11 protein-coding genes are annotated in these 14,996 nt (G+C 36.5%); 7 read left to right on the top strand and 4 right to left on the bottom strand.

What is annotated here, in order from left to right; genetic code table 11:
- Positions 1-70: 70 nt before the first annotated feature.
- The gene (ligA, locus tag A9G09_RS11070; RefSeq protein ID WP_065634897.1) at positions 71-2,149 is read right to left on the bottom strand and encodes an NAD-dependent DNA ligase LigA; all 2,079 of its coding nucleotides are present in this window, start codon (positions 2,147-2,149) and stop codon (positions 71-73) included.
- Positions 2,150-2,337: 188 nt separating this feature from the next.
- Complete coding sequence (zipA, locus tag A9G09_RS11065) at positions 2,338-3,264, bottom strand: cell division protein ZipA (RefSeq protein ID WP_176700979.1); 927 nt, start codon at positions 3,262-3,264, stop codon at positions 2,338-2,340.
- Between the two features lie 420 nt (positions 3,265-3,684).
- On the opposite strand from zipA, the gene A9G09_RS11060 reads away from it, so the two are divergent.
- Positions 3,685-4,881, top strand: coding sequence for an efflux RND transporter periplasmic adaptor subunit (locus A9G09_RS11060; protein WP_065634896.1), 1,197 nt, complete (start codon positions 3,685-3,687; stop codon positions 4,879-4,881).
- A gap of 19 nt (positions 4,882-4,900) precedes the next feature.
- Entirely contained in the window at positions 4,901-8,119 is a 3,219-nt protein-coding gene (locus A9G09_RS11055) for an efflux RND transporter permease subunit (RefSeq protein ID WP_065634895.1), read from the top strand.
- Between the two features lie 479 nt (positions 8,120-8,598).
- On the opposite strand, the gene ruvC is transcribed toward A9G09_RS11055, so the two are convergent.
- Together ruvC and A9G09_RS11045 are read right to left on the bottom strand one after the other, a co-directional pair.
- Positions 8,599-9,087, bottom strand: a complete 489-nt coding sequence (gene ruvC / locus A9G09_RS11050; protein ID WP_065634894.1) for a crossover junction endodeoxyribonuclease RuvC — start codon at positions 9,085-9,087, stop codon at positions 8,599-8,601.
- Positions 9,087-9,830: a YebC/PmpR family DNA-binding transcriptional regulator gene (locus tag A9G09_RS11045; protein ID WP_065634893.1), complete on the bottom strand. Its 744-nt coding sequence runs from the start codon at positions 9,828-9,830 to the stop codon at positions 9,087-9,089. Before A9G09_RS11045 ends, ruvC begins: the two co-directional genes overlap by 1 nt.
- Before the next feature lie 340 nt (positions 9,831-10,170).
- On the opposite strand from A9G09_RS11045, the gene rbsD reads away from it, so the two are divergent.
- From rbsD to rbsK, 5 genes are read left to right on the top strand one after another with little or no spacing between them, the layout of a single operon-like run.
- Complete coding sequence (gene rbsD, locus A9G09_RS11040) at positions 10,171-10,590, top strand: D-ribose pyranase (protein WP_065634892.1); 420 nt, start codon at positions 10,171-10,173, stop codon at positions 10,588-10,590.
- Between the two features lie 32 nt (positions 10,591-10,622).
- Positions 10,623-12,137 (top strand): ribose ABC transporter ATP-binding protein RbsA, encoded by a 1,515-nt coding sequence (rbsA, locus tag A9G09_RS11035; RefSeq protein ID WP_065634891.1) that lies wholly within the window; start codon positions 10,623-10,625, stop codon positions 12,135-12,137.
- On the top strand, positions 12,124-13,074 hold the full coding sequence (rbsC, locus tag A9G09_RS11030) for a ribose ABC transporter permease (protein WP_065634890.1): 951 nt from the start codon (positions 12,124-12,126) through the stop codon (positions 13,072-13,074). The genes rbsA and rbsC overlap by 14 nt, the downstream gene beginning before the upstream one ends.
- A gap of 36 nt (positions 13,075-13,110) precedes the next feature.
- Positions 13,111-13,998, top strand: a complete 888-nt coding sequence (rbsB, locus tag A9G09_RS11025) for a ribose ABC transporter substrate-binding protein RbsB (RefSeq protein WP_065634889.1) — start codon at positions 13,111-13,113, stop codon at positions 13,996-13,998.
- A 56-nt stretch (positions 13,999-14,054) separates the two neighbouring features.
- Positions 14,055-14,996 carry a ribokinase gene (gene rbsK / locus A9G09_RS11020; RefSeq protein WP_065634888.1) on the top strand — a complete coding sequence of 314 codons (942 nt, stop codon included), beginning with the start codon at positions 14,055-14,057 and terminating at the stop codon, positions 14,994-14,996.

The raw sequence follows: 14,996 nt of genomic DNA, 5'->3' as shown, positions 1-14,996 counted from the left end.
CATTCTCCTTGGTTTTCGCTGCTTCACTATTTTCAATAAATAGTGAAGTAGATGCCAGTATATTTTATATTTATTCATTGAGTAAATTGATAAACTCTTGCTCATCAATGATTGTTATACCCAGCTGTTGTGCTTTGTCTAATTTAGAACCGGCAGATTCACCAGCAACAACAATATCGGTATTTTTAGATACGCTACCCGCCACTTTAGCGCCTAATTGTTTTAATTTATCTTTTGCTTCATCACGGGTTAAACTCGATAATGTACCTGTTAGCACCACAGTTTTACCTAAAAATGGTGAATCGATGTTACTAATTGGAGATTGTGGGGAAACCGCAGGCCAATGAATACCGATTTCATCGCTCGTTAATTGTGTTATGACATCACGATTATGCGGTTCTTGAAAGAAATCAATAATACTTTCGGCAATTACTGCACCAATATCATTGACGGTTTGTAATTGTTCAAGTGAAGCGCTTTCAATCGCTTTTAAATCACCTAATTGATTAACTAAATTTTCAGCCGTTACTTCACCCACATTAGGAATACCCAATGCAAAAATAAAACGGTTTAATGTCGTATTTTTGGATGTGGTTAATGCATTTAATAAGTTATTAGCCAATTTTTCGCCTACTTTATCTAAAGAGCATAAAATTGGCAGTGTTAATTTATAGAGATCAACAGGTGTTTTAACATAATCTTTATCGACAAGCTGCTCAATGAGTCGATCGCCCATACCATCAACGTTCATCGCTCGGCGTGAAACAAAATGTTTAAGCGCTTCTTTTCGTTGAGCTGGACAAATTAATCCACCCGCACAGCGTGATATCGCTTGTCCTTCATCTCGAACAATTAACGAGCCACAAATTGGGCAATGAGTTGGAAAGGTGATGGCTTTACTATCAGTGGGTCTACGATCTAGTATTACCGAGACAATTTTGGGAATAACATCTCCGGCTCTACGTATTGTAACATAATCGCCTTCACGAATGCCTAATCTGATTATTTCATCGTTGTTGTGGAGGGTAGCATTACTGACAATAACGCCGGCAACTGAAACAGGTTCTAATCTTGCAACTGGTGTTATCGCGCCGGTTCTTCCAACTTGGAAGTCAACTTTTTTTAATTGCGTCACTTCTTCTTGCGCCGGAAACTTAAATGCTGTTGCCCAACGCGGTGCTCTGGCTACAAAGCCAAGCTCATTTTGTAATGAAATACTGTTAACCTTAATCACAACGCCGTCGATGTCAAACCCAAGTGACATTCTTTCTTGACCAACCTGATTAAAATAATTTAGCGCAGCTTGTGCGCCTTGGCGAATTTCAACTTTATTACTAACGGGTAATCCCCATGCCTTAAACTGCATCAAACGTTGATAATGGGTATCGGGTAACGTAGCACCTTCAACAATACCAACCCCATAACAAAAAAAGGTTAAAGGTCTTTTAGCGGTAATTTTAGGATCTAATTGTCGTAGTGATCCGGCTGCGGCATTACGAGGATTTGCAAATAGTTTTTCATTATGTTTTTGCGAATCGGCATTGAGTTTTTCAAATCCTTTATGTGTCATAAACACTTCGCCTCGAACTTCCAAACGTTCAGGGATATTGTCACCAATTAACACTAAAGGAATCGTTTTAATTGTTTTAACATTAGCTGTAATATCTTCCCCTGTTGTGCCATCACCGCGGGTTGCCGCTTGTACAAATTTACCCTTTTCATAGAGTAAACTTACCGCTAATCCATCAAGTTTTAATTCACAGCAATATTCAACAGAGTGGTTTTCCGGTAAATTCAATCGGTCTTTAATTCGTTTATTGAAAGCAAGAAAACTAGATTCATCAAATACATTATCCAACGATAACATTGGTATTTGATGCCTAATCGTTGAGAATTGCCCTAACGGACTACCGCCTACTCGTTGGGTGGGCGAGTCAGGTGTAATTAGCGACGGATATTGCTTTTCTAATGATTGAAGTTGTTTGAATAATTTATCATACTCCACATCCGGGATTTCAGGGGTATCAAGAACATAGTAACAGTATTCGTGATGTCTAATTAAAGCACGTAATGATACTATTTGTTGTTTGATATCTTCATTCGGTATAGTTTGGTGTGCAGTATTTTCGGGTTTATTTGATAATGGCATAGTGTTCGACTCTTAAATTAATACATGAGCGTTAAAAGATTATCACATTCCTATTACTCTGATTTTGTCAGATAAGACAATTATTATTTCCAAACAGCCAATTTTATAAGCTGTTCAAAGTTTTAATTACCACCCTCAAATTACATTGAAGGTGGTATTGAAGAATCATTACTGAAAAGACGTTGGGATTAAATTTCGTTACACGCTTTTTTGATACGCTCTTTGTAACTATCAATTTTTTGCGGTGTCAGCATATGATATTCATCATCTAACACAACACCATTAACATCGTCAGCAATACGTTGGGCAGTTTGTAGCATCAGTTTAAAGTTTTGTTGATTGTTACCTTGAGTCGGTGCAACCATAAAAATTGAAACCCCTGGCGTTGTAAATTCATGCATGGTTTCAGGATCGAGATAGCCTGGATTAACCATATTTGCCAAACTAAAGAGTATTGGACCATTACCAGCAGGGTCAACATGCCGATGGAAAATTCGCATATCGCCAAATTGAAACCCTGATTGCATAATACTGCCTAATAATACATCGCCTTGTAATAACTTACCGTTGATGCCTTTAATGTTCAAGATAATGATTTCGGTTTTATCTTCATCATTTTTATTGATGTTAAGTTTTTCTTGTTTTGTTTTTTGTGTAGCCGGTTGAATTTTATCTTCCCGTTTAGCATCAGCTTTTTCAATTGATACATCAGGTTGAGCTTCAACTTTTGACGGTTCATCGTCAAATAGATCATGATTCAAGTTTATATTTGGCTCTTTAGAAACTGGCGCTTGTGTTGTTGGCTCTTGATGATGATTATTAACAAATAGATCCTCTTGCTTAGGCATGGTTTCTTGAACGAGTTCATCCGGTGTGTTTTTATCTACACTTTCACTATTTTTTTTGTTTTTAGGTGTGATTAATATCACATCATCTTCTTCTATATCATCGATATAGCTATTTTCATACTGTTGAGTATTTTGCTGGTTTTTCTTCCTTTTATCAGAATTAAATAAAGAAGAGCGCTCCTTTTTATTGATCCAAAATCCGTGAATCAATAATGCAATAATGACCAAGGACGCAACAACAATTAGAACAATACGTAAATTATCCATAATAACCATCTCAGAATTAAATTAAATATAGACTCAAATTATTCAAAACTATTTTTGAATAAAAATGATTACGGAGTATAACACCTGTAAATTTTTTAGTTATTCTTAGTAAATACAAATTAATATCACTTGAAAAGCTAGGTTTACCGTTTTACTTATTAGTATAACATTTTATCTAAACTATTTTATAGCACAAAAAATCAATTAACACATAGTACTTTATTTATTTAAAAAAGCATAATAACCAATATCATTTTTTTACTATCATCCCTTAGTTTGGCATTTTTTAGAACTCTGTGCTATTAAGCTGTAAAGATACTTACAATTTATGCATATTTTTTGTAAAATCCTCGGTTACTTTTGAATTACATTCAATGTTATTAAAAAAATAATTATTAAGTTTACTGAGGTCATTTTGATATGAGATTTAACAAACTATTATTAACCGTACCAGTAGCATTAAGCAGTCTACTTTTATTAACTAGTTGTGATAATAGCAAATCACAGGGCGGTAATAATCAAATACCAAAAGTAACCGTTTTTAAAGTTGAACCTTTGGACTTCACCTTAAAAATCAGTTTACCTGGTCGCGTAGTTGCGTCTCAAATTGCTGAAATTAGACCTCAGGTTGGTGGTATTGTGTTAAAACGTGAATTTGAAGAAAGTTCGAATGTCAAAGCAGGCCAATCACTTTATCAAATCGATCCAGCAATTTATCAGGCTAATTACGATAGTGCCGTTGCCAGTGTTGCTAGTGCCAAAGCGAATGCTAATATTGCGCAACTGACTTTAAAACGTTATGCAGGATTATTAACAACCAAATCGATTAGCCAACAAGATTATGATAAGGCAGCCGCTGATGCAAAACAGGCGGAAGCAAGTGTATTAGTTGCTCAAGCAGCAGAACATACAGCCAAAGTTAATTTAGATTACACCAAAGTGTATTCTCCTATTGATGGTTACATTGGTAAATCAAGTGTGACTGAAGGCGCGTTAGTGTCGGCTGGGCAAGCAAACCCGTTAGCATTAGTTCAACAGCTTGATCCGATTTATGTTGACATGACCGAAGCTGCAACCCGATATAATAAATATCTTCAAGAAGAAAACGTTATTTATGAACCAGCAAAAGGGGATAATGTTGAATTATACTTTAATGATGGGTCTAAATATGCTTTACCTGGTAATATCAAGTTTTCTGATATGACTGTTAATGAAACGACTGGAACGGTTACATTGCGTTCTCAATTTGCCAATACTGAAGGCAAAATTTTACCTGGTATGTTTGTTAAACCGCAATTGACTCTTGGTTATATTAAAAATGCTGTACTTGTTCCACAACAAGGTATTACCAGTAATGTCAAAGGTGAATATACCGCTAAAATTTTAAAACCCGATAATTCAATTGAGTATCGCCAAGGTATCCAAATTTACACTGGTGTAAGTGGTTATTGGGTGGTAACTAAAGGCATTAATGTTGGGGAACAAGTGATTACAACAGGCTTACTTAACTTAACTGCTGTTGAAATGGGACAACCAATGAAAGGACAAATTGTGGGTGAGCCAGCTACTTTATCACAAGACCAGTTAGACAATATCATCAAAAACAGTGTGAAATAAAACAGGGGTAGATTTAATTATGGCTAAGTTTTTTATTGATAGACCTGTTTTTGCATGGGTTATTGCTATCATGATGATGTTAGGCGGTGCCTTATGTATAAAGTTGCTAGCTGTCGAACAATATCCCGATATTGCACCGCCTGCTGTTACAGTAACGGCAACTTATCCAGGTGCTGATGCGCAAACAATCGAAAATACAGTAACTCAGTTGATTGAACAAAATTTAACAGGTTTAGATAACTTGATTTATATGAAATCAACCAGTAGTGCGCAAGGTGTGGTTCAAACTACATTAACATTTGCACCTGGAACTAATCCTGATTTTGCGCAAGTACAAGTATTGAATAAAGTAGAAAGTATCAAGTCACGCTTACCTGATAGTGTGCAAAAAAATGGGGTGTCAGTTGCTAAAAATAACACTAACTTTTTAAAAGTTATTGGTTTTTATTCGACAAACCCACAGAAAACACAAGCAGATATTGCTGACTTTGTTTATTCTACCGTACAAGATCCTATTCGTCGTGTTCAAGGTGTAGGCGATACACAGCTGTTTGGTTCTGAATATGCTATGCGTATTTGGTTAGATCCAAATAAATTAAATTATTTTAATTTATCAATTGAAGAAGTTACTGCTGCAATTCAAGCACAAAATGCTCAGGTTACAGCAGGTCAGTTAGGTGCTTTACCTTCAACTGAAGGTCAAGAACTCAATGCTACAATTACAGCTCAATCTCGTTTAAAAACCCCTGAGCAATTTCAGAATATCTTAGTTCGTGTAAATACCGATGGTTCTAATGTCTTATTAAAAGATATTGCCAATGTTGAAATTGGTGCAGCCGATTATAATTTTATTTCTCGTTACAATGGTAATGCATCAGCAGGTCTGGGGATCTATTTAGCAACGGGTGCTAACCAATTAAATACTTCAGAACAAGTCGATAAAAAAATTCAGGAATTATCTAAAATTTTTCCCGAAGATATCAAATTTGCTTATCCTTACGATACAACACCATTTGTTAAATTGTCGATTAGTAATGTGGTTCATACATTAATTGAAGCAATCATCTTAGTTGTTATCGTAATGTATGTGTTTTTACAAAACCTTCGTTCAACTCTAATTCCAACAATCACTGTACCGGTTGTATTATTGGGTACCTTTGCGGTGTTATATATATGTGGATTTACTATCAATACGTTATCAATGTTCGCGATGGTATTAGCAATCGGTCTATTGGTCGACGATGCTATCGTGGTTATTGAAAATGTTGAGCGTATTATGCATGACGAAGGGTTGTCGCCTTATCAAGCAACAGTCAAGTCAATGGAACAAATAACCTCAGCATTAGTGGGGATTGCCGTAGTACTTTCGGCAGTATTTGTGCCAATGGCATTCTATGGCGGCGCAGCGGGTGGTATTTACCGTCAGTTCTCCATCACTATTGTTACGGCGATGTCTCTATCGGTTTTAATGGCGATCGTATTAACACCTGCTCTTTGTGCTCAAATTTTAAAAGCGCCAACTAAAGACGGTGTCGTAGTCAAACAATCAATCGCGGCGAAATTAGCTACTATTCCTCCATTTACTTGGTTTAGTGAAGTCACTCACCGATTTTTTGGTTGGTTTAACAACTTTTATAATAAAAGTTTGCATCTATACGAAAAAGGCGTAATTAAATTTATTCGTTACCCTTTAATCAGCTTTGTTTGTTATATTTTAATTGTTATTGGTCTTATTTTTGGTTTCCAGCGCTTACCAACAGGGTTCTTGCCTAATGAAGACCAAGGTGTGCTTATTGTTATGGTAGAACTACCACCCGGTGCGACATTAGAGCAAACCATGGCAGTATTAGATAAAACGACTAAGTTTTATACTACAAAAAAAGCAGACTCTGTTAAAGAGGTATTTACTGTTGCTGGCTTTAGTATGATCGGTCGTGGTCAAAATATGGGGCTTGGTTTTATTCGATTAAAAGATTGGGATGAGCGTAAACGTTCAGATCAAAAAGTCGATGCACTTGTTGCAAGTGGTTATGGATTTGCATCTACCGTTACTGATGGTCGAGTTATTATTACAAATTTACCAGCGGTACCTTCACTCGGTATGGCAAATGGTTTCTCTTATATGCTTAAAGATTCAGCTGGTCTAGGACATGAAGCATTAATGGCAACATTCTTCAAAGTGTTAGGTGCAGCCAGCCACAATCCTAGTTTGCAACAAGTTCGACCTGGTAGTATGTTAGATGTACCACAATACAAAATTAATGTTGATTTTGAAACAGCTCAAGCTTTAGGGGTATCAGTCAGTAGTGTAAATACCGTATTATCAACGGCTCTAGGTTCGGCTTATATTGATGACTTTGTCTACAATAACCGAGTTAAAAAAGTGTATTTGCAATCCGATGCACCTTATCGAATGCTACCTGATGACTTTAGTTATTGGCATGTAAAAAATCAAAAAGGTGAAATGGTACCTTATGATGCTTTTGCAACTACTTCAAAAAGTTATGGTTCGCCATCGCTTGTTCGATACGATGGGGTTGCTGCAATGGGGATCAGTGGTTCTGCGGCGCCAGGTTTAAGTTCTGGTCAAGCAATGGCTATTATGGAGCAAATATCTAACGAGATATTACCTAATGGTTATACTTTTGACTGGACAGATATTTCTTATCAAGAACGCCAAACTGGTTCACAAACAACCACACTTTATATTATCTCAATAATTGTTGTGTTCTTATCATTGGCTGCGCTATATGAAAGCTGGACAGTGCCAATATCTATCCTATTTGTTATACCGCTTGGTATATTAGGTACAGTTTATGCAACTATGTTTAGGGGGCTTGATAACGATATTTACTTTATCGTAGGTTTATTAACCACAATGGGCTTATCGGCTAAGAATGCTATTTTGATCGTAGAATTTGCCAAAGATGCACTTGATAAAGAAGGTAAATCATTAATTGATGCAACACTTGAAGCATGTCGATTACGTTTACGTCCGATTTTAATGACATCATTTGCGTTCATTTTAGGTGTTTTACCATTAGCTCTCAATAGTGGTGCTGGTTCTGCAAGCCAGAATGCAGTAGGTACGGGGGTAATTGGTGGTATGTTAACTGCAACATTTTTAGCAATATTTTATGTACCGTTATTCTTCTTGTTTGTGACAAAACTGTTTACAAAACATAAGAATAAACCTGTTTTATTAACTGAACAAAATATGAGCAATGATAACAAATAGCTGTAATTAAATTACCTATACCAAACTGTTGTTAGGTATAGGTTGAATGAAAAATTTAAAAAGTTATTAGGTTCTTTTAAAACCCTCTATTTTAAGTGAATAATAATGCGCTACTTTAGTTAGCGCATTTTTTATATTCTCTATGTTGCATTTATTTTGCTTAATAAAAAGGTTTGCTAACACATTAAATTTGTTAATTTAGTAATAGCATTTTTAGTTTATATACCCAAAATAGAACCAAAGGTCGAATAAACGATTTTGAAAGTCAGTAGGTTATTTTTATAGCCATTTTTTATATTTGCATTGTATGTATATTTTATTTGATAACGAAGCTTGCTTAAAAACTAATGAGTTAAGTTAGTAATAGTTAGAAGTAGAATTTTTAGAGAGAGGTAAAGGGCAATCTCAATTTAGATTATTAAAACATTAATGATGTTTTTGAGTAATAATTATTTGTTAAGTATGATTATTTAATCATTTTATTTACAGTTTTTTATCAGCTGTTGCCCAATGTGAGCATGCGTGATTGCAATAGCTAACGCATCGGCAGCATCAGCTTGCGGGCTGGCGGGTAACTTTAATAATAACTTCACCATATGTTGAACTTGCTTTTTGTCGGCTGCACCAGTACCAACTACACTTTGTTTAACTAAACGAGCAGCGTATTCAAACACGGGTAAATCATTATTAACAGCCGAAACAATAGCAGCACCTCTTGCTTGGCCTAATTTTAAAGCAGAATCGGCGTTACGAGCCATAAAAACCTGTTCTATTGCAAACATATCAGGTTGAAATTGCAATATGATTTCACTCACGCCAGCATAAATACGTTTTAGACGAGTAGGTAAATCTTCAACTGATGTTCGAATGCAACCGCTACCAAGATAGGTTAAATGGCGTCCCGTTTGTTGGATTACGCCGTAACCCGTCAAACGAGAACCAGGATCGATGCCAAGAATGATGGCCATTAGAGTGTTGCTGCAACCTCGTCAGAAACTTCACCATTATGATAAACTTCTTGCACATCGTCGCAATCTTCAAGCATATCGATAAGGCGTAATAATTTAGGTGCAGATTCAATATCAAGATCGATTTTGGTCGCTGGTATCATTGAAACTTCAGCGGATTCGGCAACTAAGCCAGCCGCATCAAGTGCATCTTTAACTTCACCAAATGATTCAGGTGTTGTAAATACATCAATTGCGCCATCATCATAAGTCACTACATCATCAGCACCTGCTTCAAGTGCGGCATCCATGACTTGATCTTCATCAGTTCCAGTAGGATATGAAATTACGCCTTTTTTGGTAAATAAGTAAGAAACTGAACCATCGGTACCTAGGTTGCCGCCAGTTTTAGTAAAAGCATGGCGAACTTCTGATACAGTACGGTTACGATTATCACTTAAGCATTCTACCATTACCGCAGTACCAGCAGGCCCATAACCTTCATAGATGATAGTTTCCATATTAGTATCATCTTCACCACCAACACCACGCGCAATCGCTCTGTTCATGGTATCACGTGTCATATTATTCGATAATGCTTTGTCCATAGCAGCACGTAGACGAGGGTTAGACGCTGGATCGCCACCACCAAGTTTTGCTGCTGTTACGAGTTCACGAATGATTTTGGTAAAGATTTTTCCGCGTTTCGCATCTTGCGCTGCTTTACGGTGTTTGGTATTGGCCCATTTACTATGACCTGCCATAAAATTCTCCAGATTAATAATTTAAAAATCGCACTATTCTAGCAAACTTTTATCGAAAATTCATTACCTATATATTGATAAGTTTTGCCCTGTGTTGCATTTATTATTGTAAGAGTGAAAAAGTTATTCCATGAAGTGCAACTCCCACTATTGTTAAAGTAGCCATATTCCGCCCTTTTTGATATCTATTTAAAAACTATGTTAAAAGCTGAATCATTTCACATTGATCAAGATCACAACTTTGCATTTTTGCTATTGCCAGCATTATTTATTAAGTAGATGATGCATTATCGAAACGTTTCGATAATCGTCATAATTAAACTAATACAGGGATTTAACTATGCGCAAAGGTCAATTATTGAATTCTGAAATTATTAAAATTTTAGCTAGAATGGGTCATACCGATCAAGTTGCAATAGGTGATGCGGGCTTGCCAATTGCTAATGAAATTCCACGCATTGATTTAGCATTGACTTATGGTGTGCCATCGTTTATGCAAGTTTTTCAAACCGTTTCACATGATATGCAAATCGAAAAGGTGATATTAGCTGAAGAAATCCTTACCCATAATCCACACATCCATCAACAAATCCTTGAACAAATAAAAAAAATAGAGCAGGTTCAACATAACTGTATCGACATTTTATATGTCACTCATGAGCAGTTAAAACAACAAACTCATCATTGTAAAGCTGTTATTCGAACAGGTGAATGTACACCTTTTGCCAATATCATTTTACAGTCAGGCGTGATTTTTTAACTTAGTTTGTAAAACAAACAAAAGAGTAATTTATGAATGAAAATCTTTTACAGCTTATCAACATCCATAAATCCTTTCCTGGTGTAAAAGCGCTTGCTGGCGTTAATTTAAATGTGCGTGCAGGGCAAGTGATGGCATTGATTGGAGAAAATGGTGCGGGTAAATCTACTTTAATGAAAGTGTTGACGGGTATATACCAGAAAGATGAAGGTGAAGTTATTTATTTAGGCAGCAAAGTAAACTTTCATGGACCAAAATCCTCACAAGAAGCGGGCATAGGAATTGTTCACCAAGAATTGAATTTAATACCACAACTGAGTATCGCCGAAAATATATTTTTAGGTCGTGAATTTACTAATAAATTGGGTTGCATAGATTGGCATAAAACGTATAGCGAAGCTGACAAGTTATTAGCCGAACTTCATCTTGATTATGATAGTCGACGGTTAATTAGTGATCTATCTATTGGTGAACAGCAAATGGTAGAGATTGCTAAAGTGCTGAGCTTTAATTCTAAAGTCATCATTATGGATGAACCAACCGATGCTTTAACCGATACCGAAACAACTTCACTCTTTACCGTAATCAAAAAACTTAAGCAACAAAATTGTGGTGTTGTCTATATTTCACATCGTTTACAAGAGATTTTTGAAATTTGTGATGAAGTAACCGTTTTACGTGATGGCCAATTTGTTGGCGAAAAAAAAATAGCTGAATTAAATGAAGATACACTTATTGAGATGATGGTCGGGCGTAAGCTTGAAGAGCAATATCCCAGAATTAATGTTGCTAAAGGTAATGTTACATTAGAAGTAAAAAACTTAGTTGGTCCAGGCGTTAATGATGTCAGCTTTTCTCTTCACGAAGGTGAAATACTGGGAATTTCAGGTTTAATGGGGGCAGGACGAACAGAATTAATGAAAATGATTTATGGTGCTAATCCGGCCGAATCAGGAAAAATACTATTGCAAGGAAAAGCGGTAAAAATTGCTTGCCCGCGTGATGGTTTAAATCAGGGAATTGTCTATATTTCGGAAGATCGCAAAAAAGATGGTCTTATTTTAGGCATGTCTGTTAAAGATAATATGTCACTGAACGCACTAAATTATTTTACCAATAAGTTCAAAAAGCTACGATTAGCCGAAGAACAACAGGCCGTTGAGGATTTTGTCGGCTTATTTAATATAAAAACGCCTTCTATCAATCAGATCATTGGTTTTTTATCGGGTGGTAATCAACAGAAAGTTGCCATAGCCAAAGGATTAATGACCAGACCAATGATATTAATTTTAGATGAACCCACTCGTGGCGTTGATGTTGGTGCTAAGAAAGAGATTTATCAACTTATTAATCAGTTTAAGCAACAGGGTTTAAGTGTCATTTTAGTCTCATCTGATATGCCAGAAGTACTCGGCATGAGTGATCGTATTTTAGTTATTTATGAAGGAAAAGTGACTGGGGATTTTGCAATTAACCAGGCAACACAAGAAAAACTTATGGCAGCAGCCGTTGGCAAAGCAGAGGAGAGCGCTGATGTTGCAAAATAAAAAACTTAAAAATTTATTAATTGAACAAAAATCCTTAATTACTTTATTGGTTTTAATCATTATTGTTTCTTGTTTAAGCGATAACTTTTTTACCTTAAACAACTTTTTTAACATCTTACAACAAACTTCAATCAATGCCATTATTGCAGTGGGCATGACCTTAGTCATTTTAACTTCTGGTATTGATCTGAGTGTGGGATCAATCTTTGCTTTAACTGGAGCCATTACAGCTTCGATGATTGGGGCGGATATATCGCCATTTATTGCGATTTTTGCTTCCTTAGTTTTAGGGTGGATATTGGGAACATTTTCAGGATTTATTATCGCCAAAGGTAAATTACAAGCATTTATTGCAACCTTAGTTATGATGCTTATTTTACGAGGTGTAACGCAAGTTTATACTAAAGGTAGCCCAATTTCGACAGGTACCAATGATAATTCGGAATTATTTGAATGGTTTGCATTTGGGCGTGTACTGGGGATTCCTGTACCAATCTTTATCATGGCAGTTGTTTTTATCGTAGCTTGGTACTTACTAAAATACACACGTCTGGGGCGTTACATTTATGCATTAGGTGGGAATGAAGCGGCAACCCGTCTATCAGGTATTAATGTTGATCGCGTTAAAATCCTTGTTTATGCCATTAGTGGTTTACTTTGTGCATTAGCTAGCACTATTGAGGTGGCTCGATTGTCTTCAGCACAACCTACAGCAGGTACAGGTTATGAAATGGATGCAATCGCAGCAGTGGTACTTGGCGGCACTAGTATGTCAGGTGGGCGAGGAAAAATTTTAGGTACTTTGGTGGGGGCATTAATTTTAGGGTTTTTAAATAATGGATTAAATATGCTAGGTGTCGATGCCTACTATCAAATGATCGTAAAAGGAGTGGTTATTTTATTAGCCGTATTAGTTGATAAAAAAACCAATAAATAAGGGTATTAAATCGAGATTTTATTTTGGGAGAAAGTTATGAAATTTAAAAAAATGATGGCGACTGTGATTGCTTCTGCACTAAGTGTTTGTATTGCTTTTCAAGCCTCAGCGAAAGAGCGCATCGCTTTAGTTGTTTCAACGCTGAATAATCCTTTTTTTGTTACCTTAAAAGACGGTGCTGTAAATAAAGCGAAAGAATTAGGTTACGACTTAGTGGTATTAGATTCACAAAATAACCCTGCTAAAGAACTAGCTAACGTTGAAGACACCATCGTTAAAGGCGCTAAAATCATTTTGATCAACCCTACTGATTCAGAAGCGGTTGGTAATGCCGTACTTGCTGCTAATAAAGCCGGTATTGCGGTTATTACACTTGATCGTGCTTCAGTCAAAGGTGATGTGGTGAGTCATGTTGCCTCTGACAATGTTGCTGGTGGCAAAATGGCCGGTGACTTTATTTTTGAAAAATTGGGTGCGAATGCCAAAGTGATACAACTACAAGGTATTGTTGGGACATCAGCTTCTCGTGAACGAGGTGAGGGTTTTGTCAAATCTGTGCAAGCAAATCACTTAACTATTTTAACCGCACAACCGGCAGACTTTGATCGCGCTAAAGGGATGAACGTAATGCAAAATCTTTTAACTGCTTATCCGGCTGTGCAAGCAGTATTTGCAGAAAATGACGAAATGGCATTAGGTGCTGTTCGCGCCATACAAACCGCAGGTCGTAATGATATTATCGTAGTTGGTTTTGACGGTACTGATGATGGTGTTAAATCAGTACAACGTGGAAAAATGGCTGCAACTGTCGCGCAGCAACCCGACAAAATCGGCTCAATAGGTATTGATATTGCTGATAAAGTGATAAAAGGTGAAAAGGTTGATACAAAAATTCCTGTAGAATTAAAACTGATAACTCAATAAAATTATCAAGGACGCATGACTGCGTCCAATTTCTAGTTGATTAGGAACAAAAATATATGAATAGTAAAAAATTAATTGTACTTGGTAGTGTCAATATCGATCATATCTTAAATGTCAATGAATTTCCCAAACCAGGTGAAACATTAACAGGTACACATTATAAGATCTCGTATGGCGGCAAAGGTGCCAATCAAGCTGTAGCAGCTGGACGCCTCGGTGCGAATGTGCAATTTATTGCAGCTGTTGGTAACGATGATTTAGGCAAAAACTTCAAACAACAGCTACAAAGCGATCATATTGATACCCATTCTGTTGCCGTAATCGACCAAGAAAATACTGGTGTTGCGCTTATTTTGGTCAATCAACAAGGTGAAAACCAAATTGCAATATATGCTGGAGCGAATGCTGCTGTCACACCTGAGTATTTAGATCAATTTGCTGACGATATCACAAAAGCTGATGCAGTCTTAATGCAACTTGAAACGCCCTTAGCAACCGTTGAGCAAGCCGCCAAGTTGGCTAAACAAAATAATACACAAGTCATTTTAAATCCTGCGCCCGCACAAAAATTATCTGATGAATTACTCGCTCATGTTGATATCATTACGCCAAATGAAACAGAAGCAGAATTTTTAACTGGTATAAAAATTATTACCGAGCAAGATGCACAGCAAGCAGCACAATTATTACATGATAAAGGGATCCATACTGTAATTATCACTTTGGGAAGTAAAGGCGCTTGGGTGAGTCATGCACAAAACGGCGTAATAGTGCCAGGGTTTCGTGTCAACGCTGTTGATACAATTGGTGCTGGTGATACCTTTAATGGAATGTTGATTACCGCGTTGCTAGAAGGCAAAGATCTAAAACAAGCGGTTCATTATGCACATGCAGCTGGGGCATTATCTGTGACCAAAGCAGGCGCACAAACATCCGTACCAACACGAAAAGAAGTCGATGATTTTATTCAATCACAACATTTATCAATGAGAAATTAA

Origin of the sequence: Gilliamella sp. wkB292, assembly GCF_001690235.1 — a bacterium.
Taxonomy (GTDB): domain Bacteria; phylum Pseudomonadota; class Gammaproteobacteria; order Enterobacterales; family Orbaceae; genus Gilliamella; species Gilliamella apicola_F.
The sequence above is the reverse complement of the archived record's forward strand: the minus strand, read 5'-3'. Positions and strand labels throughout refer to the sequence as shown.